The sequence below is a fragment of the Paraburkholderia sp. BCC1876 genome (assembly GCF_902833695.1).
Lineage (GTDB): Bacteria > Pseudomonadota > Gammaproteobacteria > Burkholderiales > Burkholderiaceae > Paraburkholderia.
The window spans coordinates 50044-76063 of the sequence record NZ_CADFGI010000011.1; the positions used below are offsets into that span (position 1 = coordinate 50044).

22 protein-coding genes are annotated in these 26020 nt (G+C 63.7%); 9 read left to right on the forward strand and 13 right to left on the reverse strand.

Annotated elements, in window-relative coordinates:
* Positions 1 to 54: 54 nt before the first annotated feature.
* From hutC to HWY05_RS30630, 5 genes are read right to left on the reverse strand one after another with little or no spacing between them, the layout of a single operon-like run.
* Positions 55 to 798 (reverse strand): histidine utilization repressor, encoded by a 744-nt coding sequence (gene hutC, locus HWY05_RS30610; RefSeq protein ID WP_156126705.1) that lies wholly within the window; start codon positions 796 to 798, stop codon positions 55 to 57.
* Positions 795 to 1664 (reverse strand): amino acid ABC transporter ATP-binding protein, encoded by an 870-nt coding sequence (locus HWY05_RS30615; protein ID WP_279614187.1) that lies wholly within the window; start codon positions 1662 to 1664, stop codon positions 795 to 797. The genes hutC and HWY05_RS30615 overlap by 4 nt, the downstream gene beginning before the upstream one ends.
* Positions 1665 to 1683: 19 nt before the next feature.
* On the reverse strand, positions 1684 to 2346 hold the full coding sequence (locus tag HWY05_RS30620) for an amino acid ABC transporter permease (RefSeq protein WP_176060669.1): 663 nt from the start codon (positions 2344 to 2346) through the stop codon (positions 1684 to 1686).
* A gap of 19 nt (positions 2347 to 2365) precedes the next feature.
* A complete protein-coding gene (locus tag HWY05_RS30625; protein WP_035556486.1) occupies positions 2366 to 3016 on the reverse strand; it encodes an amino acid ABC transporter permease in 651 nt (216 codons plus the stop codon).
* A gap of 21 nt (positions 3017 to 3037) precedes the next feature.
* Entirely contained in the window at positions 3038 to 3865 is an 828-nt protein-coding gene (locus HWY05_RS30630; protein WP_035556488.1) for a transporter substrate-binding domain-containing protein, read from the reverse strand.
* Positions 3866 to 4144: 279 nt separating this feature from the next.
* Here HWY05_RS30630 and HWY05_RS30635 point away from each other — a divergent pair, with 279 nt between their 5' ends.
* Entirely contained in the window at positions 4145 to 5122 is a 978-nt protein-coding gene (locus HWY05_RS30635; RefSeq protein ID WP_176060670.1) for a 2-oxoglutarate and iron-dependent oxygenase domain-containing protein, read from the forward strand.
* Between the two features lie 21 nt (positions 5123 to 5143).
* On the forward strand, positions 5144 to 6556 hold the full coding sequence (locus HWY05_RS30640) for an FAD-binding oxidoreductase (protein WP_176060671.1): 1413 nt from the start codon (positions 5144 to 5146) through the stop codon (positions 6554 to 6556).
* A gap of 73 nt (positions 6557 to 6629) precedes the next feature.
* Here the strand turns inward: HWY05_RS30640 and HWY05_RS30645 are convergent, their stop codons facing one another.
* From HWY05_RS30645 to HWY05_RS30655, 3 genes are all read right to left on the reverse strand, one after another.
* Positions 6630 to 7412 (reverse strand): substrate-binding domain-containing protein, encoded by a 783-nt coding sequence (locus HWY05_RS30645; RefSeq protein WP_176060672.1) that lies wholly within the window; start codon positions 7410 to 7412, stop codon positions 6630 to 6632.
* 120 nt (positions 7413 to 7532) lie between these two features.
* Positions 7533 to 10949 carry an alpha/beta fold hydrolase gene (locus HWY05_RS30650; RefSeq protein WP_176060673.1) on the reverse strand — a complete coding sequence of 1139 codons (3417 nt, stop codon included), beginning with the start codon at positions 10947 to 10949 and terminating at the stop codon, positions 7533 to 7535.
* 53 nt (positions 10950 to 11002) lie between these two features.
* Positions 11003 to 11794, reverse strand: a complete 792-nt coding sequence (locus HWY05_RS30655) for a hypothetical protein (protein WP_176060674.1) — start codon at positions 11792 to 11794, stop codon at positions 11003 to 11005.
* A 239-nt stretch (positions 11795 to 12033) separates the two neighbouring features.
* Between HWY05_RS30655 and HWY05_RS30660 the strand changes: the two genes are divergently transcribed.
* Positions 12034 to 13905 (forward strand): hybrid sensor histidine kinase/response regulator, encoded by a 1872-nt coding sequence (locus HWY05_RS30660; RefSeq protein ID WP_244146740.1) that lies wholly within the window; start codon positions 12034 to 12036, stop codon positions 13903 to 13905.
* A 135-nt stretch (positions 13906 to 14040) separates the two neighbouring features.
* Here HWY05_RS30660 and HWY05_RS30665 read toward each other — a convergent pair whose 3' ends face one another.
* The 4 genes from HWY05_RS30665 to HWY05_RS30680 form a co-directional block, all read right to left on the reverse strand.
* Positions 14041 to 14820 (reverse strand): response regulator transcription factor, encoded by a 780-nt coding sequence (locus HWY05_RS30665; RefSeq protein WP_176060675.1) that lies wholly within the window; start codon positions 14818 to 14820, stop codon positions 14041 to 14043.
* A 329-nt stretch (positions 14821 to 15149) separates the two neighbouring features.
* Positions 15150 to 15371: a hypothetical protein gene (locus HWY05_RS30670; RefSeq protein ID WP_035556499.1), complete on the reverse strand. Its 222-nt coding sequence runs from the start codon at positions 15369 to 15371 to the stop codon at positions 15150 to 15152.
* Positions 15346 to 16350, reverse strand: a complete 1005-nt coding sequence (cydB, locus tag HWY05_RS30675) for a cytochrome d ubiquinol oxidase subunit II (RefSeq protein ID WP_176060676.1) — start codon at positions 16348 to 16350, stop codon at positions 15346 to 15348. Before cydB ends, HWY05_RS30670 begins: the two co-directional genes overlap by 26 nt.
* A 46-nt stretch (positions 16351 to 16396) precedes the next feature.
* Entirely contained in the window at positions 16397 to 17809 is a 1413-nt protein-coding gene (locus tag HWY05_RS30680) for a cytochrome ubiquinol oxidase subunit I (RefSeq protein WP_035556502.1), read from the reverse strand.
* A gap of 410 nt (positions 17810 to 18219) precedes the next feature.
* On the opposite strand from HWY05_RS30680, the gene HWY05_RS30685 reads away from it, so the two are divergent.
* The 5 genes from HWY05_RS30685 to HWY05_RS30705 all read left to right on the forward strand — a co-directional run bounded on the left by HWY05_RS30685 (position 18220) and on the right by HWY05_RS30705 (position 24063).
* The gene (locus tag HWY05_RS30685; RefSeq protein ID WP_176060677.1) at positions 18220 to 19365 is read left to right on the forward strand and encodes a CoA transferase; all 1146 of its coding nucleotides are present in this window, start codon (positions 18220 to 18222) and stop codon (positions 19363 to 19365) included.
* Between the two features lie 207 nt (positions 19366 to 19572).
* Positions 19573 to 20874, forward strand: a complete 1302-nt coding sequence (locus tag HWY05_RS30690) for a citrate:proton symporter (protein ID WP_176060678.1) — start codon at positions 19573 to 19575, stop codon at positions 20872 to 20874.
* A gap of 51 nt (positions 20875 to 20925) precedes the next feature.
* Positions 20926 to 22092 (forward strand): acyl-CoA dehydrogenase family protein, encoded by a 1167-nt coding sequence (locus HWY05_RS30695; protein ID WP_176060679.1) that lies wholly within the window; start codon positions 20926 to 20928, stop codon positions 22090 to 22092.
* Between the two features lie 17 nt (positions 22093 to 22109).
* A complete protein-coding gene (locus tag HWY05_RS30700) occupies positions 22110 to 22868 on the forward strand; it encodes an IclR family transcriptional regulator (protein WP_176060680.1) in 759 nt (252 codons plus the stop codon).
* Positions 22869 to 23241: 373 nt separating this feature from the next.
* Positions 23242 to 24063: an alpha/beta hydrolase gene (locus HWY05_RS30705; protein WP_035556512.1), complete on the forward strand. Its 822-nt coding sequence runs from the start codon at positions 23242 to 23244 to the stop codon at positions 24061 to 24063.
* 124 nt (positions 24064 to 24187) lie between these two features.
* Here the strand turns inward: HWY05_RS30705 and HWY05_RS30710 are convergent, their stop codons facing one another.
* Positions 24188 to 24727, reverse strand: coding sequence for a DUF2867 domain-containing protein (locus HWY05_RS30710; protein WP_176060681.1), 540 nt, complete (start codon positions 24725 to 24727; stop codon positions 24188 to 24190).
* A 421-nt stretch (positions 24728 to 25148) separates the two neighbouring features.
* On the opposite strand from HWY05_RS30710, the gene HWY05_RS30715 reads away from it, so the two are divergent.
* A complete protein-coding gene (locus tag HWY05_RS30715) occupies positions 25149 to 25997 on the forward strand; it encodes an NAD(P)-dependent oxidoreductase (RefSeq protein ID WP_176060682.1) in 849 nt (282 codons plus the stop codon).
* The last annotated feature ends 23 nt before the right edge of the window (positions 25998 to 26020 follow it).

The following is a 26020-nucleotide window of genomic DNA, read 5'->3' on the forward strand; positions in this document are numbered from 1 at the left end:
CTTTGAGTGCTTTCAGCGCCTAGGCGTCTTGCGCCTTGCGCGTTGTGTCTGGTATCAGCCTTGGCGCTGCGACAGGTCCGGCGAAAACCGGCAACCCAGCCGGTAGCGCGAACCCGGATGCACGAAGCGCGCGAAGGTCACCGCCACGCCGCTCGTCCACGTTCGGCGCATTAGCGTAAGACAGGGCTCTTCGGCGCGCATTTCGAGCAGTTCGGCTTCGGCACGCGTCGGCAGACCCGCGTCGACAACGTGCTCGACGTCGTGCGCCGGCACCACGGCATACAGATACTCGGACGGCCTGACCGTGGCGAAATCCTGCTGCAAGAATTCGGGCGCGGTCGCGGGATTCACGTAGCGGTCTTCCAGTTGCACCGGCAAGCCGTTCTCGCGGTGCACGCAGATCACATGAAACACCGACGCGCCAGGCGCGAGCCCCAGCGCGTTCGACACCATCACCGACGCCGTTTCGCGTTGCGACAGCACCGTGTCGTAGCGGTATTCGTGACCCCGTGAACGGATTTCGTCGCCGATATGGGCGATCATCAGCAGCGTGGATTGCGGCTTGGTTTGCGCGACGAATGTGCCGACGCCGGATACGCGCGTCACGAGCCCTTCGTCGGCGAGTTCGCGCAGCGCGCGATTCACCGTCATGCGCGACACGCTGAGCGTCGCGACCAGATCCAGTTCGGAGGGCAGCCGGTCGCCCGCCTGGCGCTCACCCGATTCGATGATGCGGCGAATGTGATGCTTGACCTGTTCGTAGCGCGCGGCCGGCGCCGTGGCGGCGCGCGTGTTCATGGCGTCGGCGCGTCGTCGGGACCGCGCGCCCAGAACGCGTTGCGGTCGAAGTAGTTTTGCAGGAACTGCCGCAAGCGCGGCTGGCCCGCGTCGTGAAAGACTTCGCGTGGCGCGCCCTGCACGGCGATGCGGCCTTGGTCGATGAACATGACCTTGTCGGCGACCTGGGCGGCAAAACCCATTTCGTGCGTGACCACGGCCATCGTCATACCGTCGCGCGCGAGCTGCTTCATCACCTGCAGCACTTCGCCCACCAGCTCCGGATCGAGCGCCGAGGTCGGCTCGTCGAACAACATGATGTGCGGCTCCATGGCCAGCGCGCGCGCAATCGCCACGCGTTGCTGCTGACCGCCCGAGAGTTTCGCCGGGTAGGCGTCGCCCTTATGCGCGAGGCCGACGGTGTCGAGCATCGCATTGGCGCGGCGGCGTGCTTCGTCGCGCGATAGATGCCGAACGCGCAGCAGCGCTTCCATCACGTTGCCGAGCGCCGTCATGTGCGGCCACAGATTGAACTGCTGAAACACCATGCCGACGTTGCGCCGCACGCGATTGATCTCGCCTTGCGAGGCTCGCACGCGTTTGCCGTTGCGCTCGCTATAGCCGAGCAATTCGCCTTCTATCCGTACGTCGCCCTGATCGTAAGTCTCGAGTGCGGCGAGGCAGCGCAGCAGCGTGCTCTTGCCCGAACCCGAAGGCCCGATGATGCACACCACCTCGGAGCGCGCGATCTCGAGATCGACGCCGCGCAGCACCTCGACTTCACCGAAGCGTTTGCGCAGGTCGCGCACTTCGATCAGCGGCGCGGCTGCGCTTGTTGCCGTGGTGACGGTGGACGCGGAGGAGGGCATGTCGGCGATAGCGTTCATCAGGGAGTCCGGAATGCGTTCATGCCATGAATCGTGCGACGCGGGTCTCGGCCCACATGCCCGCGCGCGAGGTCAGCTCGACCAGCGCGAGATAACACACGCACAGCGCCAGCAAGGTTTCGACGAAAGCGAAAGTAGCCGAGCCGATGCCGGTCAGCACGAAGGTGAGTTCGGGCACGGTGACGATGGACAGCACCGCCGTCTCCTTGCTCAGCACGATGATCAGGTTGGTCAGCGCGGGCACGATCAGCACCAGCATTTGCGGCGCCTGAATGCGCAGCACCGCTTGCCAGCGCGTGAGCCCGAGACACGACGCCGCTTCGAGATGGCCGGGCGGCACCGACTGAAATCCGGAGCGGAACGCCTCGGCGAAATACGCGCTGCCGTAGAGACCGAGACCCAGTACGCCGGCGGTCATCGGTTCGAGCGTGAGGCCGAACGACGGGCCGCCGTAGTAGAGCAGAAACAGTTGCACGAGAAACGGCGTGCCGCGAAACAGTTCGATATAGAAGCGCAATACGCCGCGCACCCAGCGTCCGCAAAAGAGTTGCAGCACGGCGATCAGAAAGCCGATCAGCAGGCCGAGCACGACGCCCGCGATCCACGTGCCGAGCGTCGTCGCGAAACCCGCGGCGATCGGCTGAAGGTTGTGCGTGATGACGGTCGGATCGAACTGTTGCATGACGTGGGTCCGGAGTCGGTCAGGCGTGTTGCAGCCGGTATTCGGCGGCATGCGCGACGAGCGCGAGCGTGCCGCAGATCGCGAAGTAGATCAGCCCGGCGGCCAGATACGCTTCGAGCGGCCGGTACGTGCTGGCGGCAATGTTCTGCGCGGTGCGCGTCAACTCAGCCACACCCACCACCGAGATCAGCGACGAAGCCTTGATCAGCAGCACCATTTCGTTGACGAGCGAAGGCAGCGTCAAACGAATGGCTTGCGGCACGAGAATGCGCCGCAGCATGTCGAACGGCGAAAGGCCGAGCATGCGCGCGGCTTCGAGATGACCGGGCGGAATACTGAGGAAACCGCCGCGCAGGATTTCGGCGATATACGACGCGGAGCACAGCGACACGGCGCTGATCGCGGCGACGATCGGCGACACGTTGATGCCCGCGAACGGCAGCAGGTAGTACACCAGCAGCAGTTGCACCAGCATCGGCACGCCGCGAAAGAAGAACACGTAGGCGCCGCCGAACAGGCGGGCGGCGCGCTTCGGCGAGAGTCGCGCGGCGCATACGCCGATCGCGACGAAGAAGCCGATCAGGAGCCCCGTCAGCGAAATGCCGATGGTGGCGAGCGCCGCGTGCAACAGCAGCGGCAAGCCCTGAACGAAGACGGTCGTGCTGAACATAAGCGTCGCACTCTCACGCGATCAATAGTTCGGCATCGGCATCGTGGTCGGCGCATCCATCGCCACGCCGAACCATTTCTTCTGCAACGCCGCGAGGCGGCCGTCGTTGTGCATTTTCACGAGCGCGGCGTTGAACGCGTCGGCGAGCGGCTTGCTGTCCGCGTCTTTACGCAGGCAGTAGGCAAAGTACACCTTTGCACCGAACGGCGGCTGCACCACGGCGAACGTCTCCGGGCGCTGCTTGGCCACATACGCAATGTTGGTCATGGAGTTCGCGACCGCTGCGATCCGGCCGGCGGCGAGGTCGGCGTAAGCCTGATTGTTGTCGACGTATTCGCGGATTTCAGGCGGTTTCGGCAGCGTCGCGACGTAGGTCTTCAACTGGTCGAGCTGCGCCGAGCCCTTGCCCGCGCCGACCGTCTTGCCGGCGATATCCGACGATTGTTTGAGCGCGGTGTCGTTCGCGCGTTTGAGCAGCGCGTCGGTGGCGTCGGCGATGGGCAGCGTGTACGTATAGCGTTCCATGCGCGCCTTGGTGACCGTCAGCGGGCCGCCCACCATGTCGAATTTTCCCGCTTCCAGACCCGGCAGCACGCTCGGCCACGGCAGGTCGATAAAGCGCACCTTCACGCCCATTTCCTTGCCGACCTCGGCGAACAGATCTTTATTGAAGCCGGATTGCTGACCGTTTTCGAGGAAGTCGAACGGCGCGAACTGCATCTCGGTGCCGACCACCAGTTCGCCGGCTTTCTTCACTTTGGCGAGTTGATCTTCCGCGTGCGCGGTGACGCTTGCCGCGCACAACGCCAACATCAACAGACGACACTTCCAGCCTGCAAGGATACTCATGGGATTCTCCGGTGGGCAAAGCGGTGTCGCGCGAAATCGGTGAGCGATGAGCGGTCAGCGTTCAAGCCCGGCGCGAGTCATGCGAGGCAGTATATACCGCGTTTTTCCCGCGAAAAAAATAAACCGGCGACTAGAGAAAAGCCCTAACCCAGCGCATTGCAACGCAACTTGCGGGGGTGCTTTTGGCGGTATATACAACTGCACATGCACGAAGCGCGCGGCGCTTTTTCGTCGGTATTTTCGTCAGTAGATTGCAACGGCCTTTCAGGGAGCCACGCGATGCCTGTGACCCGCATTCCGATCATCGATCTTGCCGGCGTTCGCGCGGGCGACCCGCAGGCCTTGCAGCGCGTGGCGGGTGAAATTCACGAGGCGTGTACGACGATCGGCTTCTTTTACATCGTCAATCACGGCGTGCCGCAAACGTCGATCGATGCCGCGGAACAGGCGGCGCGCGAATTCTTCGCGTTCCCCGTGGAGACCAAACGGCGCGCGGCGGTCAATCATCGGCATCGCGGGTTCAATGCGTTGGGCGATGCGACCATGTACCAGGCCAAACGTCCCGATTACAAGGAGTTTTTCAGCATCGGTCTCGAACTGCCGGAGGACGATCCCGACGTGCTCGCCGGTCAGGCGCTGCGTGGCCCGAATAACTGGCCGGACTTCATGCCTGAACTGCGTCCCGCGTTGTACGGCTACTACGAGTCGGTTGCGGCCTGCGGCGCCGATCTGCTGCGCGCGGTCGCGGTGAGCCTCGGCGTCGACGAGCATTTCTTCGCGCCGCGTTATACCAAGCGGATGCAGCGCACGCAGATGGTCTACTATCCGCCGCAACCGCCCCAGTCGGACGCGGATCAGTTCGGCGTCGCGCCGCATACCGACTACGGCTGTATCACGTTGCTGTGGCAGGATCAGGTGGGCGGCCTGCAGGTGCGCGAAATCGCCAACGATACGTGGGTCGACGCGCCGCCGGTGGAGGGGAGCTTCGTGGTGAACGTGGGCGATCTGCTGGCGCGCTGGACCAACGACCGCTTTCGCTCCACCTTGCACCGCGTGATCAATGCGTCGGGTCGCGAGCGCTATTCGATCGCAACGTTCTATGATCCGACTTACGGCGCGAGCGTCGATCCGCGCGAACTCGGCGCTAACGAAGCCGAGATCGGCTATCAGCCGGTCGCCGCGGGCGACTATATTCTCGGGCGCATTAACGATTCGATGGGCTATCGAAAGAAACGCGCGGAAGAAGCGCAAAGCTGAAGGCGCGCAAGGAACTCCTGCATGACAGATAACGGAAAGACAAACGACTCGGCGCCGCTGGCGTCGACACTCGACGCACTGCGCGCCGCGCTAGGCGACGACGCGGTCCGCGTGGGCGAGCAGATCGGCGATCGCGCATTGACCGACTGGACGCGTCACGACCCAACGCGCCCGGCAGCGTTGCTGCTGCCGCGTACTACCGAAGACGTATCGCGCGCGCTGGCCATTTGCCACGCGGCGCATCAGCCGGTGGTGCCGCAGGGTGGCATGACGGGCCTCGCGGGCGGGGCGATTGCGCGGGCCACGGATATCGCGTTGTCGCTGGAACGATTGAACGGTGTCGAGGAAATCGACGCCGCGTCGGCCACGCTGACCGTGCGCGCCGGCACCACGTTGCAAACGGCCCAGGAAGCCGCGGCGGAAGCCGGCTTCGAACTCGCGCTCGATCTCGGCGCGCGCGGCTCGTGCCAGATCGGCGGCAATCTCGCGACGAATGCGGGCGGCAATCGCGTGATCCAGTCGGGCACCGCACGCGATCAGGTGCTGGGGCTCGAGGTCGTGCTCGCCAATGGCGATGTGCTGACGTCGCTCGGCAAGATGGTGAAGAACAACACCGGCTATGACCTGAAGCACTGGTTTATCGGCTCGGAAGGCACGCTCGGTGTGATCACGCGCGCGGTGTTGCGGCTGCATCCGCCGCGCGCCGCGCGTCATACGGCGCTGGTCGCGCTCGACGATTACGACGCGGCGGTGAGCCTGCTGCGCCGTCTATCGACGCGTTTCGGCAACGACATCGGCGCGTTCGAAATCATGTGGCCGGATTTCTACGACTTCGGCGTGAAGCTGACGGGTACACGTTCGCCGTTCGCCGAGTCTCATCCGCTGTATGCGTTGATCGAGCATGCGAGTTTCGATGCCGGCGACGACGGCGAGCGTTTCGCCGCCGTGCTGACCGAAGCGCTCGATGAAGGCGCAATTCGCGATGCGGTGATCGCGCAATCGGTGGCCGACGTGCGCGCGTTATGGGCGATCCGCGAATGCACGGCGGAGTTTCCGGTGCGGCTCGACGCGATCAATTTCGATGTGAGTCTGCCGATCGGCGGCATCGGCGCGTTCGTCGACCGGTGCCGCGCCGCGCTCGATCAGCGCTGGCCCGGCAATGAATCGTATTTCTTCGGGCATATCGGCGATTCGAATCTGCATGTGACCGTCGACGGTCATTCGATTCCCGGCGTCACGCATCATGCGGTGTACGCGTTCGTCTACGAGATGCTCGGGCCGTTGCACGGCTCGGTGTCGGCGGAACACGGAATCGGTTTGCTCAAGCGCGAGTTCTTGCCGATCTCGCGCTCGCCGGCGGAGCTGGCGGCCATGGCCGCGATCAAACATGCGCTGGACCCGCACGGGATTCTGAATCCGGGCAAGCTGTTTTGATGGGATAAGTTGCGGGTTGAGTGGGTGAGGGCGCAATGAGCGCCCCCGGCCCACCGTGGCGGCAGGAATGACCTCAGTGCGCGGGCACCGAATCCATGCCGGTCGACCGGACCGCCGCCTGCGCGTCCGGCGACGCCAGATACTCGAGCAGCGCTTTCGCTTCCTGCGGATGCGGCGCGCCGACAGGAATACCCGCGGCATAGCGCGTGACGGATTGCACCGATTCCGGAATCTTGCCGACGAACGTGGCGCCCGCCACCGGCAGCAACTCGCTGACCTGCTGAAAGCCGACTTCATAGTCGCCATTGGCGACGACCGACGCGACCGGGATCTTCGGAATCATCTTCGCTTTGGCCTTCACCTGGTCCTCGATGCCCAGCCGCTTGAAGAGTTCGCGCTCGATATAGACGCCGCTCGCGCTATCCGAATAGGCAATCGACTTTGCGTGCAGCAAGGTGTTTTTCAGCGCGTCGATCGAACCGATATCCGGCTTGGGCGCACCGTCGCGCACGGCCATGCCGATCCGCGAATCCGCCAGTTCGACACGCGAGCCGGGTATCACCTTGCCTTGCTTGATCAGATCGTCGAGCGCGTAGCCGACCATGATGACCACGTCGGCGGGTTCGCCGCGTGCGAGGCGGTTGGGAATGGCTTCCGGCGATTGACCCATCGACGGTCCGAGGATCGTGTCGAGCGTATTGCCGGTCGATGCGGTGAACTTTGGACCGAGCAGCTTGTAGGCGGCGGTGAAGCCGCCGGAACTCATGACCTTGAGTTCGGCCGCCTGGACGTTGGCGGCGGCCACGGTGCTGCCCAGCAGCCCGGCGGTGAACATGGCGAGAAAGAAGGATCTCATCGGCATCGGCATTGAAATGACAGTGTGCAGTGTTGGGAGGATGACGGGGTGAAGCGTGTCATCGCCCCGTCATCCGTACCATACCTGAACGAGCCCCTGTCGTGCCGCGCTCGCTCGCCGTCAATGCGCGTCGAGATACTTCGCGATCACCGGGTACACATCCACCACGGCATCCTTGCCGAAAATGCAGTCGATATGTCCATAGTCGGGAATCAGATGCCGTTCGTAAGGCTGCTCGGGAAAGGCGCGCGTCAGCATGTCGAACGTGAGCTGCGTACTTTCGGGCAGATAGGTTTCGTTTCGCTCGCCGTGAATGAAACCGAGCGGCAGACGCATTCCCTCCAGTCCCTTCGAGCCGTCCGTTCCGCCCAGATAAACATCGCGGCCTTCGGCATCGACAACCTGGCCGGCCCGCACCATCGCGGCGAGATGTTTGAATACCTCCATGTCGTGAATGCCGAACAGTTCCTGCAGGTTCTGATGCAGCGTCTCGTTCAGTTTCGCGTGTTCGTAGAGCAGGCCGTAGAGAAACGTCGCGCGATGGCAGATCGGGTTGCCGCAGCCTTCGTCGTGATCGAGCGGGTAGAACTTGAGCGCTTCGTCGAACAGGTTCTTCGGCCACGAACGGTGCTGCGTGTACGCGGTCAGATCGCGCACGCCGAGATGCTGCATGATGCCGGGAATATGCAGACCGGCCTTGATCTTCTGCAGCGTACCCGGCACCGGATGCGCCGACACCTGGGAAATCACCGCCGAGCGCACGCCTTCCAGGCCATATAGCAGCGACATGCTCAACGCCAGCCCGCCCATGCAGTGGCCGAGTACCTGAATCTGCGGCACGCCGCTCACTTCGCGTATTTTGGCGACGGCGGCCGGAATGTCTTCGCGCGCGACCTTGTCGACATTGGTCGGCACCAGCACGCTGGGTAACTCGATACTGACGCGCAGATCGACGAGCCACACGTCATAGCCGCAAGCGCACAGATACTCGACGAGGTTGGTCGCGATCAGGTCGGTGGAAAAGATCCGGCTGGAAACGCCCGAGCCGTGAATCAGCAGCAACGGGCGCGAGGTTTTATTCGCCGGATCGAAGTACCGGGTCAGCCGCAAGGTCGTGCCGTCGGGCGTATCGAAGTACATGATCTGCGGCGCGGGCGCGCGCAATGCCCGCTTCAGACGCGGCGCGGCCTTTGTGTCGAAGAATTCCAGTGGCGCGGCCACGCCGCCGTATTCGGTGAACAGCACGCCCGCAAAAAACTTGCCGAACTTCAGCGTCCATTCGAGGCGCGTTTCCAGGTCGGGCGTGTTGGTGACTTCAAGTGTGCGTTGCTGCTTGAGGAAGTTCTCAGGCGTGATGATCAGCGTTGCTTTGCCGAGCACGGGTCCGGTGGTTTGCGCGCCCGCGCGAATCTCGGCGTACAGCGTGTTGGTCTGCGCCCAGAGATTGATCGGCGAGGTGCGCGTGATGATTTTTTGCCCCGTCAGGCAGTACGTATTGCCTTCGGTGGAGGCAAGCGTCATCCGGTAGTTCATGTTGCGCTCGTCCACATCGGACTCGCTGACCACGAACAGATTGAACGTGCCGTCGACGATCGTCAGCGGTTGCGCGGAAAGCGCGGGACAGGTCAGCGTGCCGGCGGTGTGAGCTAGGTGTTGCGGGTTGCTGAGCATGTCGGCGAGATCGTCGGATTCGACGGTCAGCGTGAATTCGATCGGACTCGTAGCGGCTTGTCCCGCGACCGGGACTGCCGGCGTGTACGTGCCGATCATCGTCTCCGTGAAGCGCAAGCCGATCTTTGGCGCGGGCGGCGTGGCGGCCGTGCCCTTGGCCGTGTAGTCGATCTGCCGGTCGCGCGACGCGGCGAGCAACGCGCAGTTACGCTCGGCCAGCGCGGAAATGGTCAGCAGCGGATTGACGCCGAGCGAGATCGGCATGACGGCGCCGTCCATCACATAGAGGCCTTCGTGCACCGCCGTGCCCGCCGCGCCATTGAAAACGCGGCCCAGGTGATCGACCACGCCGTGCTCCGCATCTTCGCCCATGCCGCAGCCGCCAAGCGGATGCACGGTGACGGTGCGATTGCCGGCAATGTCGGTGGAAATCGGATTGCGCAGATATTTGCCGCCGAGCGGCACCGTTGCCTGTTCGAGGGTTTGCTCGACCGTTGCAAAGATCGGCTGCTTGCCGGCGTTTTTCCATACGATGCGCGGCTGGCCCTTGTCGTCGACGTGAATCTGACCGCTCTCGTCGTCGTGCGCCATCACGAGATAGCTTTGCGTGTGGTTCAGCGCGCCACGATACGGACCGCGCAGAAAGCTTTCGAGCACGCGGGCGTCGTACGCGAGTTGTCGCTCGGCGCTCGGCGCGCCGCCAACATCCACGCCTTCGAGCGGCGCGGCGGCGCCGAGCAGGCCGACGAGCGCCGCGCCGACCGGGCCGGCGAGCGAGCCTTCTTCGATCACGAAACCGTCTCTCACATTCGCGGTATCGCGATGATCGATCAGGCCGGTAATGGTCGGCCCGACCGGCGGAATTTGCCCCGGCGTGTGCGTGCCCCAGCCAACGCCGTTGATGATGTCGTCGGTGTTGTACGCGAAGGAGAGCACGTCGCCGTTGCCGGTGAAATGTTCGCCGAGCAGGGCCGACACGCTCAGGCCCGCTTCACGCGAGCGCAACAGCAGCGCGGTCGAACCGATCGTGCCGGCCGACACGATGACGAGATCGGCGCTGACGAACAGATCGGGCGCGCCGTAACTTTCGCGGCCGAGACTCACCAGCTGATAGCGCACCGTCCATTGCTGCGTGGCCGCGTCGCGCAACACCGAATGCACGGCGGCGCCCGTGAAAATCTGCGCGCCGTGCGCAACGGCATCGGGCAGATAGTTCATATGCGTCGAATTTTTCGCGTCGTAATTGCAGCCCGAATTGCAATCGCCGCAGCCCACGCAGGCCTTCTGTTCAACGCCCGCGGCGTTCACGCGATCCTCGAACGTGACGGTGATCGGCGGGCGGCTGAAGCGGTCCGCCATGCCGAGCGCCTGGGCCGATTTTTCGAGCGCCTGCAGTTTCGGCAACGCCGGATAACTGCCGGGCACCGGCGACGGTTGCAGCATCGCGCGCGCGAGCGCATAGCCGTGCTCGCGGCCCGCCGCATCGTCGCGCAGCGCCTTCGGCCAGCGCGGATCGTCCCACAGGCGCGGATCGGCTTCGAGCGCGACATTCGCGTTGATCAGCGAGGTGCCGCCCAGACCGCAGCCGACCACCGCGTTGACATCGTCGTTCACGTGCACTTCAAGCAGCGCGAGCGGCGAGCCGACGTGCGCGAGGGCCGTGTTGTACTGCACCTCTTCGGCGCCCTGAAACGGTGTGCGAGGGTACTCGCCCGCCATGAATTCGCGCCCGCGTTCCAGCACGCAGACGCTGAGTCCGGCGCGTGCCATGCGGCTCGCGGCGATCGCGCCGCCGTAGCCCGAACCCACTACCACTACGTCGTAATGCGCTTTCATCGCCGTTACGGCGCTCGATAAGCGATTCATCAAGACCACCTCGTCAGGAACGGAATGCGGGGAAGGGCGGGCAGCGTGCGCAATTAGGCGGCTGCTTCATTCATTTCGCTGTCGCTCGATTCGGCTGCCAGCAGGTTCAGTGCAAGCAGAATCGCCGAGCGGTTCTCGATCTCGATCTCGATGCCGAGTTGCTCCGTCAACCAGCGGCCGATCTTGGTATTGGAAAATTCGTCGGCGCCGGCCGTCTTTTTCATGGTGACGCCGAGTTTGACGGCGCGATAGTGATAAGAGGGCACCCGATGCTGAGCCGCAACCGCCGACAGACCGCCTTTCCCTTCCGAGCACCAGCCGAGACTGCCGGCCAGCACGATCCGCTCGGGCTCGTCGAGCCCCTCGATGAACGCACGCGCGGCGCTGCGCACACGTTGCTCGTCGAGGCCGTACTGCAGCAGCACGCTAGCCACCGGATCTTCCAGCGCCTGCGCGTGCAGATCGATTTCGTGCGCCATGCCTTCGTTTTCCATCGACACGTTGCGCTGATGCCCCGCGCTGCGCAGGCAATCGATCAGATAACGGCGGAAATACGCGCACAATGCGTAACCGTTGGACGGCGCGCTCTCGGCGCACGCGTTGGTTTCCGTGTGGCCTGGCGCGAGCCGCAGCACCTTGGCGTAAATGAACTGGGCGACCAGTTCTTCCTTATCGTCGCCGAGCGCCTGCAACTCCAGCGGATGATAGGTCCGCAAAGCCCGCTTGACCAGTTCGACCATCGACACCATCTCGTCGGCGGACAACTGGGTGCGCCGGCGCCACAGATCGGGCAGGACCGCGTCGTCGAGTGTGCGGACGAACGCGTGGCTCGGAACTACGCCCATAACAACCTCCATAGGGGGTAAGGCAAGGAGCGCGGTGAGCCCTGACAACAGGCGGAGAAGCGAAAACCGGGAAGGTGAAGCCGCGCTGGAATGTGAAGCCAGTATGGTTTCCGGCGACGGCTTCGCCTATATGGATTAAGTGGTAGCTGATGGGTAAACTGCCGGGTAAACCATCTGGCATAAAAACGCGATTCGGCATGACACGCTTGTCATTCATCTGAAGAAACGGAGACCGCACGATGCGGGCCGACCCTATCCAGCGTGCGATCGACGAAGACCTTGTGCGCGTGCTTTACGCGCAGGATCCGATCGCCTTTTTTTCGCACTGGTTTTCGATCGCGGTGCTGGTGGCGATCTACTGGCCGGCGATTCCGTCGCCGCCGCTGTTCGTCGCGTGTTTCGGGTTCTATGCGGCGGCCAATTGCGGCAGCCTCGCGTTATGGATCTGCAATCGCCGCTATCCGCATCTTGCGTCGCCGCGTGGCTGGATCGTGCTGCATGCGGTGCGCGGCATGTTGCTGTACAGCGCGCCGGGTTTCGCGATCTGGTTCGCGTTTCATAGCCCGCAGATGGATTTGCCGCTGCTGCATACGGTAATGCTCGTGACGCTGGCGGCCGGCGTGTTCATGTCGAACGGCTTCGACCTGCTGAACTTTTCCACCGCGATTCCGTTCCTGCTGTTTCCGTCGATCGTGCTGCATTTCGGTACGCATACGTTCGACCGCACGATTCTCGCGATCGTCCTCGCGTTCTTCTTTTGCGCGATCAACGTCTACGCGATGAGTTACCGCAAGCTGTTTCGCCAGGTCGTGCAGGCACGGGTCGATCAGCAATATCTGGCGGAGTCGCTCGCCGCGCAGAAGCATGTCGCCGAAGAGGCGAGTCTCGCGAAAACGCGCTTTTTCGCGGCTGCCAGCCACGATTTGCGGCAGCCTCTGCATGCGATCGGCTTGCTCGCGGCGTCGCTCAACGACACGGCGGCAACCCCCGCGCAGCACGCGAAGACCGCCGAACATATCGTCTACAACGTCGAGGCGTTGAATCAGCTGTTCAACCAGGTGCTCGATCTCGCGCGGCTCGAAAGCGGCGTGACACAGGTGATCCGGCTGCATTTCCGGCTGGCCGAACTGTTCGAGCGGGTCGGCAGCCAGTATCGTCCGCAGGCGGCGGCCAAAGGTCTCGCGCTGCGGATCGCGCCGACCACGATGATCGTGCACGACGATCCGGTGTTGCTGGAGCGCGTGCTGAGCAATCTGCTGTCCAACGCGGTGCGTTATACCGAGGACGGCGCGATCTGGTTGGGCTTTCGGCGCGCGGGACGCGAGTCGGGCGGCTTTGTCGAGGTGCGCGATTCGGGCATCGGCATTCCGGCGGAGGAGCACGAGCAGGTCTTCGAAGAGTTCTATCAGGTCGCCAATCCGCAGCGCGACGCGCGCCAGGGGCATGGGCTCGGCTTGCCGACGGTGAAGCGGCTGGTCGAAATGCTCGGCGGCGAACTGCGTTTGCGTTCGGCGCCGGGGCGCGGGTCCGTGTTTCGTTTTTCGGTGCAGGCGGGCGAGGCGGGCGGGATTGTCGCGAGCCTGAACGAAACGGTGGCGGGCGGTCCTTCGGCGCAGGGGCGGCGCGTGCTGTGCATCGACGACGATCCGTCGATCCTCGAAGGCCTCGCCAGTCTGCTCGCGCGCTGGGGTTGCGACGTGCGCGGCACTCGCGACGAGGTCGACGCGCTCGCGGTGCTCGAAACGGGTTTCGTGCCGGACGCGGTGCTGTGCGATTACCAGTTGGCGAATCACCGCACCGGCGCGCAGGCGCTGACTGCCGTGCGGCATGTGCTGGCGCGCGCGGGGCACGACAACATCGTGACTTTGCTGATCACGGGGGATATGGCGTCGGCGGAACTGGCGGCGTTGGCGCTGCAGGGGATTCCGGTGTTGCATAAGCCGGTGACCCCCGCGCGCTTGCGGCGCACGCTGGAAATGCTGTGGCAGCAGGCGGAACTGGATAAGGGGCGGGCGACGGCCGCGCGGGCGTTGCGCGCGGACGGCCTGGACGAGGTGGATGGACTGGCCGTTAAAGCAGAGAGCTGGAGCGCCAACGGCGCGATACGGTAGGCGGCGAACGGTCCGCCGGACGAAGCGAGGATCTGAAGGCCTGCAGATCGCTGCGACACGCTGCAAGTCAAACACTACATAGCAAACGGGCGGCGCAAGCGCCGCCCGTCATCAGTTCGTCACCGCCAGGCTCTGCTACAAAGTCTTCCCCGCTTCCAGCCAGCCGTTGATCACCGCGATCGCCGTCGACCGGTTATGCACGCCGAGCGCCCGGAAGATCACCGACAGATGCACCTTCACCGTGCCTTCGGCGACACCCAGATCGCGCGCGATCATCTTGTTGGTCCAGCCGCGATGCACGAGCCGCATGATGTCCTGCTGACGCGGCGACAGGTTCTCCAGCAAATGCTGCTGATGCGGTTGCAGCGACGGGATCTGCGTGATCGGTTCCGTGACGCCTGTGACGCCGGACGTTGGCGCGGCAGCCTGAGAGACTGACGACGCAGCGGCGCCTTGTAGCGCCATCTCGGCCGACGCATCGGCATGCACCGGGCTCGCCTTGGTCTCGCGCGAACCGAGCAGGCTCAGCGCTTCCATCGGCACATACGCGCCGCCCGACAGCACCAGTTCGATTGCCTTGAGCATCACGCTGGCAGGCTGCCGCTTCGGCACGAAACCGAGCGCGCCGGCAGCCAGCACCGCGCGCATTTCGTCGGGCGATTCTTCGGCGGACAGCACGACCACCGGCAACGCGGGGTTCGCCTTCAACAGCACCTCGAGCGACGACGCGCCGCTCATGCCGGGCATATGCAGATCGACGATCGCGAGATCGTGATCGGCGTCGGGACGCGCGGCGGTGGCGAGGGTTTCCCAGCTATCGGCTTCGTCGAACTGGGCGTCGGGGTCGAGCCCCCGCAGCATGCCTTTGACGCCTTGCCTGATCAGTTCATGGTCGTCGGCCACAAGAAACTTCATGATGTCTCCGCGAGTCGGGCCTGCGCGTGATGGACTACCGCCGTGGTCGGGTTTCGTTTTACTTCTATTGTCGTGAATCGCATCATTGCCGGCTATCTCGCGATCATAAGCCCGCCGGCGGCGCGCGGCGTGTTCCGCTGTGCCGCGCCGCCAACTTTCTATTTGTAGGATCGCCGGGTGCGCCCATGCACCGCGTTTTGTATGAGGCTGGTCTCCCGCGCATCGGTTCCGGCTTGCTAGGTAGACGAGCAGGTCACGCCAATTTTTAAGCAAAGCAGGCAGGATGCCGAAGGTTATGCGCATCGGCTTAACCTGCGCGAATAGGGCTTCTATTTGACGGCGAACAGCGTCGCATTCATCAGAAGCTTGAACGCGAAACCGAGCGACATCGCCGAGCCCACGCCGAAGCACCACAGCGCGACGAACCACAGCCAGCCGGGCAGTGTGCGCGCCGCCGGCCGCCGGCTTGCGGCAATGCCGCTGTCGTCGTTGCCGGCATTGCCAATGCTGCCGGCCTGTAGCCGCTTAGTGATAGTGATGTTGGTCGCCATGACTCACCTTGCCGCGAAATACCCAGTAACCCAGCGTCGTATAGCCGAGGATGATCGGCAGAATCACCGCCGCGCCGACCAGCGTGAACATCTGGCTCGAACGCGGGGCGGCCGCTTCCCACAACGTCATGCTCGACGGAATCGCATACGGCCACAGGCTCACCAGCAGCCCCACGTAGCCGAGCAGCACCAGCAGCAGCGCCAGCGCGAACGGCGTGTTGTGATGCCGGTCGCGCACCGCGCGATACATGAAGAACGCGCACACCGCCACGAGGAACGGCACTGGCAGCAGACGGTAGAACAGGTTGTCGTGGAACCAGCGCTGCGCGATGGTCGGGTCCTGCAGCGGCGTCCACAGACTGACCATCGCGATGAAGCCGAGCAGCACCAGCGTCAGCGGCCACACCACGCGATGCAGACGGCGTTGCAGATCGCCTTCGGTCTTCGCCACCAGCCAGCAGCAGCCGAGCAGCGCATAGGTGACCACCAGTCCGAGACCCGTCAGCAGGCTGAACGGCGTGAGCCAGCCGAAGGCGTCGCCGGCATAGGCGCCGTCGATCACCGGAATGCCTTGCAGGAACGCGCCCAGCGCGATGCCCTGGAAGAACGTCGCGCCCGCCGAACCGCCGATGAACGCGAGATCCCACAGGTGCTTGGTGCGATTCGCCTTGGCGCGGATCTCGAACGACACGCCGCGGAAGATCAGACACACCAGCATGAAGATCAGCGGCAGGTAGAGCGCGGACAGCACGGTCGAATACACCGCCGGAAACACCGCGAACAAACCGGCGCCGCCGAGCACCAGCCAGGTTTCATTGCCGTCCCACACCGGCGCGACGGTGTTCATCATCAGGTCGCGCTCTTTCTCGTCGGGGAAGAACGGGAAGACGATGCCAATCCCCAGATCGAAGCCGTCCAGCACCACATACATGAACAGGCCCAGCGCGATGATCGCGGCCCACACTACGGTTACGTCCATTGTCTTTCTCGCTTTTGGTGTCGCAAGTGATGCGTGAAGGTCGGGCTCAGGCGGCGTCGATCATCTGATCGACGGCGGAGAGCGGGCGGCGCGCGGTCTGATTCGGCGTGGGATACGGCACGCCGTTCGGCGTCTGGCCCGGCAGCGCCGGACCCGAACGCATCAGCTTGAGCATGTAGTAGACGCCGGTGCCGAACACGAGGAAGTACACGACCACGAAGGTCATCAGCGAAATGCCGACCTGCTGGGTGGTCAACGGCGAGACGGCCTGCGACGTGCGCATCACGCCGTACACGACCCACGGCTGACGTCCGGCTTCGGTGGTGACCCAGCCGGCCAGCAGCGAAATAAAGCCGGTCGGGCCCATGGCGAGCACGCAACGCTGGAACCACTTCGATTCGAACAGGCGTTCACGGCGGCGCAGCACCCACGCGACGATCGACATCAGAATCATCAGCGTGCCGAGGCCGGCCATGATCCGGAAACTCCAGAACACCACTGTCGAGTTCGGCCGGTCTTGCGGCGGGAATTCCTTGAGGCCGCGAATTTCGCCGTCCCAGCTATGCGTGAGGATCAGGCTGCCCAGATGCGGAATCGACACCGCGTAGCGCGTGGTTTCCGCCTGCATGTCGGGAATGCCGAACAGGTTCAGCGCGGTGCCGCCTTTCTCGGTTTCCCACAGACCTTCGATCGCCGCGATCTTGGCCGGCTGATACTTGCGCGTATTCAGGCCGTGCTGATCGCCGACCACCGCCTGAATCGGCGTGAGGATCAGCAGCAGCCACAGCGCCATCGAGAACATCTTTTTGACGGCCGGATCGCGCCGGCCGCGCAGCAGGTGCCACGCACCCACGGCCGCCACCACCAGCCCGGCGACGATGAACGCGGCGAGCGCCATATGCGCAAGCCGGTACGGGAACGACGGATTGAAAATGATCTTGAACCAGTCGAGCGGCACGACGCGGCCGTTGACGACTTCGAAGCCTTGCGGCGTTTGCATCCAGCTATTGGACGCGAGAATCCAGAAGGTCGAGATCAGCGTGCCGACTGCCACCATCAGCGTGGCGCCGAAGTGGGCGCGCGGACTCACGCGCTGCCAGCCGAACAGCATGATGCCGAGGAAGCCCGCTTCGAGGAAGAACGCGGTCATGACCTCGTACATCAGCAGCGGCCCGGTGACGGGGCCGGCAAAACTGGAGAAGCCCGACCAGTTGGTGCCGAACTGATAGCTCATCACCACGCCGGAGACGACGCCCATACCGAAGGCGACTGCGAAGATCTTCGACCAGAACAGGCAAAGATCTTTGTAGTACGCCTTGCCGGTTTTGAGCCAGCGCCATTCGAGCACGGCAATGAAGCTGGCGAGGCCGATGCTGAGCGCCGGGAACACGATGTGAAACGAGACGGTAAACGCAAACTGGATGCGGGCGAGATCGAATGCCGATATTGCGGAGTTCATGAGCGTGAAAGGCGTGAGGCCCGCGGAGGCGGACTACGCGCGTCGACCGGTGTCGGTGCGCACTGCTGGGCAGATGGGCGAAGCGTAGGGGATCCGCAGATTTCGTGCTGCGATGCGACATGCGTCAAAAAACCACCTTGTTTTACGGCGATTTTCAATTTTGAGACAGCAAGTTATTGATAGGTATCAAGTTTTCCTGAATGTGCCGGGAGGCGCGTTTTGACGCACCGTCGTGAAACTGCGGCAATCGACCGCGCTGCAGCAGGCGGTGGATGCGGCGGCGCGCTGAGGCAAGCGCCCCAGGTGTTTCCCCGCAGCCGGCTTGACTTCAATAATTCGTGAGCATAAAGTTTTATTCATGCACAGGAATTAAGTGCCGCTGCCTTCAGCGGTCATTCAGGAGACAAGCCTTGCTCAATCTCACGCCGGGTTCACTCGCGGGACTTCGCGTTATCGATCTGTCACGCGTGCTGGGCGGTCCGTACTGCACGCAGATCCTCGCCGACCACGGCGCCGAGGTGATCAAGGTCGAGCCGCCCGACGGCGACGAAACGCGCACCTGGGGGCCGCCGTTCGACGGCGACACGGCGTCGTATTTCATCGGCGTGAATCGCAACAAGCTGGGCGTGGCGCTCGATCTGCGCCAGCCCGCCGAGCGCGACAAGCTGCTGCACTTACTCGAAACCGCCGACGTGCTGGTCGAGAACTTCAAGATCGGCACGCTGGAGCGCTGGGGGCTCGGCTATGAGACGTTGCGCGCGTGCTTTCCGCGGCTCGTGCATTGCCGGGTGTCCGGTTTTGGCGCCGATGGTCCGCTCGGCGCGTTGCCGGGCTACGACGCGGCGGTCCAGGCGTTGACCGGTCTGATGAGCGTAAACGGCGAGGCGGGCGGCGCGCCGTTGCGCGTCGGCGTGCCGATCGTCGATCTCGTCACCGGCCTGAATGCGGCGCTCGGCATCCTGATGGCGTTGCGTGAGCGCGAGACGAGCGGGCAGGGCCAGTTCGTCGAGTCGACGCTGTTCGACAGCGCGTTGTCGATCCTGCATCCGCATACGCCGAACTGGTTCTACTCGGGCCAGGAGCCGCAGCGCACCGGTAACGCGCATCCGAACATCACGCCGTACGACATGTTCCATACGGGTAGCGTCGATATCTTTCTGGCGGTGGGCAATAACGTGCAATTCGCGGGACTGTGCGCGGTGATCGATGCGCAGGCGCTGGTCGACGATCCGCGTTTTGCCAGCAACCGCGAGCGCAGTGCGCACCGGCGTGAATTGCGCGCGGAGCTGGAGCAGCGCTTCGCGTCGTGGCAAGGGGAATTGCTCGCCGATACGCTGATCCGGCGCGGCGTGCCGTGCGCGCCGGTGCTCGGACTCGGCGCGGCGCTGGAGCATCCGCACACCGCGCATCGGGCGATGCGGGTGGAGCTCGGCTCGTACCGTGGCATTGCGTCGCCGATCAAGCTGAGCCGCACGCCGGCCACTTATCGCAGCACGCCCCCCGGGTTGAACGAACACGCTGAGCAGGTGTTCGGCAAACCGCACGCCGACGATTGAGGTCGCCACTTCATTCGCGTTTCGCTTTACCCGCGCTTCACCCGCGCTTCATCTGAAGCCATTCCCGTCGAAACCATAAAGAGCGGCCGCGTGCCGCCAAGGAGACAGCATGTGCACGAATCGCGCAGGACGGCGCTCGCCGCCGGCTTTTAACGCTTCCTCGATTGCGCCGACTGCGAGCGCGTTCCGTGCGCGAGGAGCCGCGTCATGCTCGCGCTGATCGGCACCGTCGCGATCGTCGCGCTGTTCGGCCTGATCATCACGAAGCGCCTGTCGCCGCTCGTCGCGTTGATCGTCGTGCCGATCGTGGCGGCGCTCGCGGCAGGCTTCGGGCTCTCGACCGCCAAATACATCGTGCACGGCGTGCAGAACATCGGGCCGGTGGCCGGCATGTTCGTGTTCGCGATTCTGTTTTTCGGGATCCTGACCGATGCCGGCATGCTCGATCCGATCATCAACGGCGTGTTGCGGGTGGTCGGCTGTCACCCCACGCGGATCGTGATGGGCTCCGCGTTGCTTGCGCTGCTGATTCACCTCGACGGTTCCGGCGCGGTGACGTTTCTCGTCACGCTGCCCGCGATGCTGCCGCTCTACACGCGCCTCGGCATCGATAAACGGATTCTGGCCTGCGTCGCGTCGATGGCGGCGGGCGTGAATTTTCTGCCCTGGGTCGGGCCGATGCTGCGCGCGTCCGCCGCCTTGCATATTCCCGGCACGGTGATTTTTTATCCGATGCTGCCGGTGCAGATCGTCGGGCTGGTGTTCGTATTCGGCAGCGCGTACTGGCTCGGCAAACGCGAGGAAAAGCGTCTCGGGCTCGACCGCGCGAGCGCTGCAGCGGTGGCGGTAACGCCGCGTGAACTGAGCGCCGAAGAGCAGGTGTTGCGCCGGCCGGGCCGCTTCTGGATCAACCTCGCACTGACACTGTTCGTGCTGGTCACGCTGGTGTCGGGCATTGTCGATCCGATGGTGATGTTCATGCTCGGCACGGTAGCCGCGCTGATCATCAATTATCCGGACGTCAAGCAACAGCGCGAGCGCATCGACGCCCACGCCAAAGCTGCGCTGATGATGGCCAGCGTGCTGCTCGCGGCGGGCGCGTTCACCGGCATCATGTCCGGCACCGGCATGCTCACCGCGATGGCGCAGGTGCTCGTGCAACACGTGCCGGTCGAACACGCGCGCCATATGCCGTTCGTGCTCGGGCTCGTGTCGATGCCGCTCAGCCTGCTATTCGATCCCGACTCGTTCTATTTCGGCATCCTGCCGGTGCTCGCCGAGAGCGGCAAGCTGCTCGGCGTGCCGCCCGTGCAGATGGCGCAGGCCGCCTTGCTCGGACAGATGACCACCGGTTTCCCGGTCAGTCCGCTCACGCCGGCCACGTTTCTGATTGTCGGCCTGACCGGCGTCGAACTCGCCGAACATCAGAAATTCACCATTCCCTTTCTCTTCGCCGCCACGGTCATCATGGTGTTCACCGCGGTGCTGGTCGGCGTGTTTCCGCTCTGAACCGGCTGCTCGAAGGGCGGCGGCTTAAAGGGTTTTACCAAGGACGTTGATATGAATTTCGATCTCACCGAAGACCAGCTCTCGATCCAGGCCGCGATCGAAAAGCTCTGCGAAAAATACGATGACGAGTACTGGCTCGCGCGCGATCGCGACGGCGGCTTTCCGCACGACTTTCATCGCACGCTGGCCGACGCGGGCTGGCTCGGCATTGCGATGTCGCCGGACTACGGCGGCTCGGGCCTCGGCATGACCGAAGCGGCGCTGATGATGCGCACCATCAGCGGTTCGGGCGCGGGGTTGTCGGGGGCGTCGGCGGTGCATATGAATATCTTCGGCCTGAACCCCGTGCAGGTATTCGGCAACGACGCGCAGAAGCGGCGCTTCCTGCCGCCGCTGATCGACGGCCGCGACAAGGCCTGCTTCGCGGTCACCGAACCGGACGCCGGTCTCGACACCACGCATCTGAAAACCCAGGCCGTGCGCGACGGCGACCACTACGTGCTGACCGGCCGCAAGATCTGGATCTCGACCGCGCAGGTGGCGAGCAAGATGCTGATCATCGCGCGCACTACGCCATTGGAGCAGTGCGCGAAACCGACCGACGGCCTCACGCTGTTCTATACGGATCTGGATCGCGAGCGCGTGGAAGTGCGCGAGATCGAGAAGATGGGCCGCAAGGCGGTCGATTCGAACATGCTGTTCATCGACAATCTGCGGGTGCCGGTGGAAGACCGTATCGGCGACGAAGGCGCGGGCTTTCGCTATCTGCTGCACGGCCTGAACCCGGAGCGGATTCTGATCGCCGCCGAAGCGATCGGCCTCGGTCAGGCGGCCTTGAAGCGTGCCACGCAATATGCGAAGGAGCGCGTGGTGTTCGGCCGGCCGATCGGCCAGAACCAGGGCATTCAGCATCCGCTCGCGCAGGCATGGATGCAACTCGAAGCGGCCGATCTGATGGTGTTCAAGGCGGCCGCGTTGTACGACGCCGGTCAGCCGTGCGGCGCAGAAGCCAACGCCGCCAAATACCTCGCCGCCGAAGCCGCGTTCCAGTCGTGTCAGACGGCGATCGCCACGCTCGGCGGGATGGGTTACGCGAAGGAATATCACGTCGAACGCTATCTGCGGGAGTGTATGATTCCGAGGCTCGCGCCCGTGAGTCCGCAGATGATTCTGTGTTTCATCGCGGAGAAAGTCCTGGGCCTGCCGAAGTCGTACTGAAGTCTCTCCCAATCGCCATGGATGTCAAACTCGTTGCCCGCACGCTGGACCTGTTCGAACTGTTTGCCGTCGAGCAACGGCCGTTGCCGCTCACCGAGCTGGCGCGTTTGCTGAACGTGCCGATGTCGAGCTGCCTCGCGCTGGCTCGCACGCTGGTGAGCCGCGGCTATCTCTACGAAGTCAGAAAGCGCGGCGGCTACTATCCGACCCGGCGTTTGCAGATGCTTGCGAGCGCAATCAACGCGGTCGATCCGATTGTCGAGATGGTGCATCCGCGGCTGGTTCAATTGCGCGACGCAAGCGGTGAGACTACCGTGCTCGGCAAGATTCAAGGCACGGCGGTGGTGTATCTCGACGTGGTGGAATCCACCAAGGCGATTCGCTATACGCGTGCGCCCGGCGAGTTGCGGCCCTTGCATGCGAACTCGATCGGCAAGGCGATTTTCGGCGAACTGGATGCGGCGGCGCAGCAGGCGCTCGGCGCGCAATTGTCGTTCGACCACTTCACCGCCGCGACGGTCGCCGATCTGCCCGCGCTGATTGCGCAGGCCGCGGCGGCCAAAGCGCAAGGCTGGTGCGCCAATCTCGGCGAAAGCGCGCCGGAGTTGTCGGCGGTGGCCGTGGCGGTGACGATAGGCGGCGACCTGTACGGGTTGTCGGTGGTGGGTCCGACCGAGCGCATCCAGAAAGATCAGAACGCCCACGCCACGGAATTGATACGCGTGAAACAGGCGATCGAAGCGCAGGAGTCGGAGCAGCAGGAACCCCAGGCGTAGCCCGCTTCGTCTTCAACCGACAATCACACCACCCGAGCCGACTTTCTGCCTGGCCGCGCGGTAGTCAATGCGGCCGTTTACCTCTACCATGCAGGCAGCCAAACGGCAGCGTTCCTCCATTGAACGCACGCTCCGGAATTCATGAGCGTGACGCCGTGGCGTTCCACCATCGATTCCCGTTATTCGCTTCGAATAGTCATGTCGAGGTGCCTTTGAGATTCATCGGCGCTTCGCGCATCCGTCATAGAACTGTAGGGCGCGGGGCATACGTTGCCGGTACGGGCATCGCGTCGGCGCGCCGCGCGAACGGTTTGAACGAGCACGCTTCATCCCCCTGCCGGCAACGGCAGACTTCACCAAAAGGAGTCAGCAGATGAGCACGATCAAGACGAAAGACGGTACGGACATTTTCTACAAGGATTGGGGCAAGGGCCGCCCGGTCGTGTTCTCGCACGGCTGGCCGTTGACGGCGGACGCGTGGGACGCGCAAATGCTGTTTCTCGGCAGCAAAGGGTTCCGCGTGATCGCGCACGACCGCCGCGGTCATGGCCGTTCGGCGCAACCGTGGGACGGCAACGACATGGACACCTACGCCGACGACCTCGCGGCGCTGATCGAGCATCTCGACCTGCAGGACGCGACGCTCGTCGGCCATTCGACCGGCGGTGGGGAAGTGGCGCATTACATCGGCCGGCATGGCACGCAGCGGGTGGCGAAGGCCGTGCTGATCGGCGCGGTGCCGCCGCTGATGCTGAAAACGGAAGGCAATCCTATCGGCCTGCCGATCGATGTGTTCGACGGTATCCGCAAAGGCGTGGTGGACGACCGCTCGCAGTTTTTCAAGGATCTGGCGGTGCCGTTCCACGGCTATAACCGTCCTAACGCGAAGGTCTCGCAAGGCGTGATCGATTCGTTCTGGCGTCAAGGCATGGCCGGTTCGATCAAAGGCCTGTACGACTGCATCAAGCAGTTCTCCGAAGTCGATTACACGGAAGACCTGAAGAAGATCGACGTGCCGACGCTGGTGCTGCATGGCGACGACGACCAGATCGTGCCGATCGACGCGGCGGGACGGCAGACGGCGAAGATCGTGAAGAACGCCACGCTGAAGGTGTATGCGGGCGGACAGCACGGTATGTGTGTCGTCGAGGCCGATAAGGTGAATGCCGATTTGCTGGAGTTTATCGGCTCGTAAGTGCGGAGACGCGGGCGCGGGGTTGTGGGGCCGCGTCCGCGGAGTTTGCTGGTTAAGCTGCCGATCAACGGCTCATGTCCCGGCACCCCTGCGTGCTAGTTCGCACGGACAGCCGCTCAGCCGCTCAGACCGTCGGCCAGCCAATACGCGCCGCGCGCCGCAGCGAAGAGCGCACCACCAGGCGGTGAAACGGCGCGATCGCGAGAATATAAAAACGCCCGAGGCCGTTGTGGCAATGCACGACGGTCGAGAGGATCAGATAGCGCGACTGAGCGCCGTCCGACTCGCGCGTTTGCTGCAGCACGGACACCCGGAAATCCAGATGGTTGTCGTTCTCGCCGAGAATGATCTCGCTCGCGCTGCGCGTGTAGATTCTGAAAAATTCGACGCGTTCGCGCGAGCCCGGCGAGGTCTCGGTGCGCAACTGCCGCGTCGTCTTGAGCCCGAAGCGGCCAACGATCGCATCGCGCAAGCTCATCAACTTGCCCACCCAGCCCGCCTGATGCTCGAACAGAAAGCGCGCGAGCAGTTCGGGATCGTCGATGGCGTTGTCCGGCAGGCGGACCGCGTACGCGTCGGCGAGGTCCGGCGTGTGGTACAGACCGCTGACGGCGGATTCCACCGGCACGGCGACGGGGAGCACAGAGCTAAGGGCGTTGGGCATGGTGACGTGCTGCGCTGAAAAGTAGTCGGGCGCGAAGGGCGCGTTTGCTCCCGCGGCGGTGTATTGCGCGTTGCGCAACACAGGGCGGTCTTGCTTGAGCGCACTCAGTCTACTCGCGGTTGCGTGCCGCCGGCTTGAACCGAAACGACATGAGGCGGGCAGGTGGTGGATTTTTGCCGAAAAATCACCGCCTTAGTTATATGACGTCACATAAATTGATTGAACGTATCTCGTTGTTTATCAAGTAGAAATTCTTGTTGTCTACATCAGAATAAGGGTAAGTGCCTGGTTGAAATCTGGTCTCCGTTCGTCGATAGTACGTTATCGTACAACTAAGACGAAGATTCGTAGGCGAAACAGCCGCGCTTCTACCGCAGGTTGTCATCCAGCCAGATCGCGCGCGGCGCAGTAAAGGAACCTTATGAAGAAGATTGCCCTGAGTGGCGCCGGTGGTCAGCTGGGCGCCGTGGTGCGCGCGGCGTGGGTCGCACGCGGTACGCCGTTGCGTTCGGCCGCGGGCTCGAAGCCGCTTACGCCGCTGCTGGATGGCGAAGACGTGATGCACGGCGATCTGCGCGACCCGGCGATCGTCGATCGTCTGCTGGACGGTGTGGATGTGCTGATTCATTTCGCGGGGACCAGCGTGGAGCGTCCGCTGCCCGAAATCATCGACAACAATCTGCGCGCGCTGGTCGAAGTCTACGAAGGCGCGCGCCGCCAAGGCGTGCGGCGCGTCGTGTTCGCCAGTTCGAATCACGCGATCGGCATGTACCCGGTCACCGAGCATCTCGAACTCGACTGCGCGCTGCGTCCGGACGGTTTCTACGGCCTGAGCAAGGTGTGGGGCGAAGCGCTGGCGCGCATGTACTGGGACAAGCACGGTATCGAAAGCATTTGCGTGCGGATCGGCAGTTGCCTCGAGCGGCCGACCGAGCCGCGCCATCTGAGCACCTGGTTCGGTCATCGCGATCTGCTGCATTTTCTCGACCGTTGTGTCGACGCGGAAGAGGTCGGCTTCCTGACGATCTGGGGCGTGTCCGCCAACACCCGTAGCTGGTGGGACAACAGCGGCGCCGAGCGTCTGGGCTATCAGCCGACGCAGGACGCCGAAGCCTTCGCCGAAGAGATTCTCGCGCGTCCGAATCCGCTCGATGCGTTGGGTCAGCGCTTCCAGGGCGGTAGCTTCGTCGGTATCGACTATTCGCGCAAGGACGAGGGCGCCGGCTCCGATCGTTCCGGTTCGGCCGCGTCAGCAGCCCGGCCCGTTTGAGCGGTCAGAGAGTCGAGGAGACG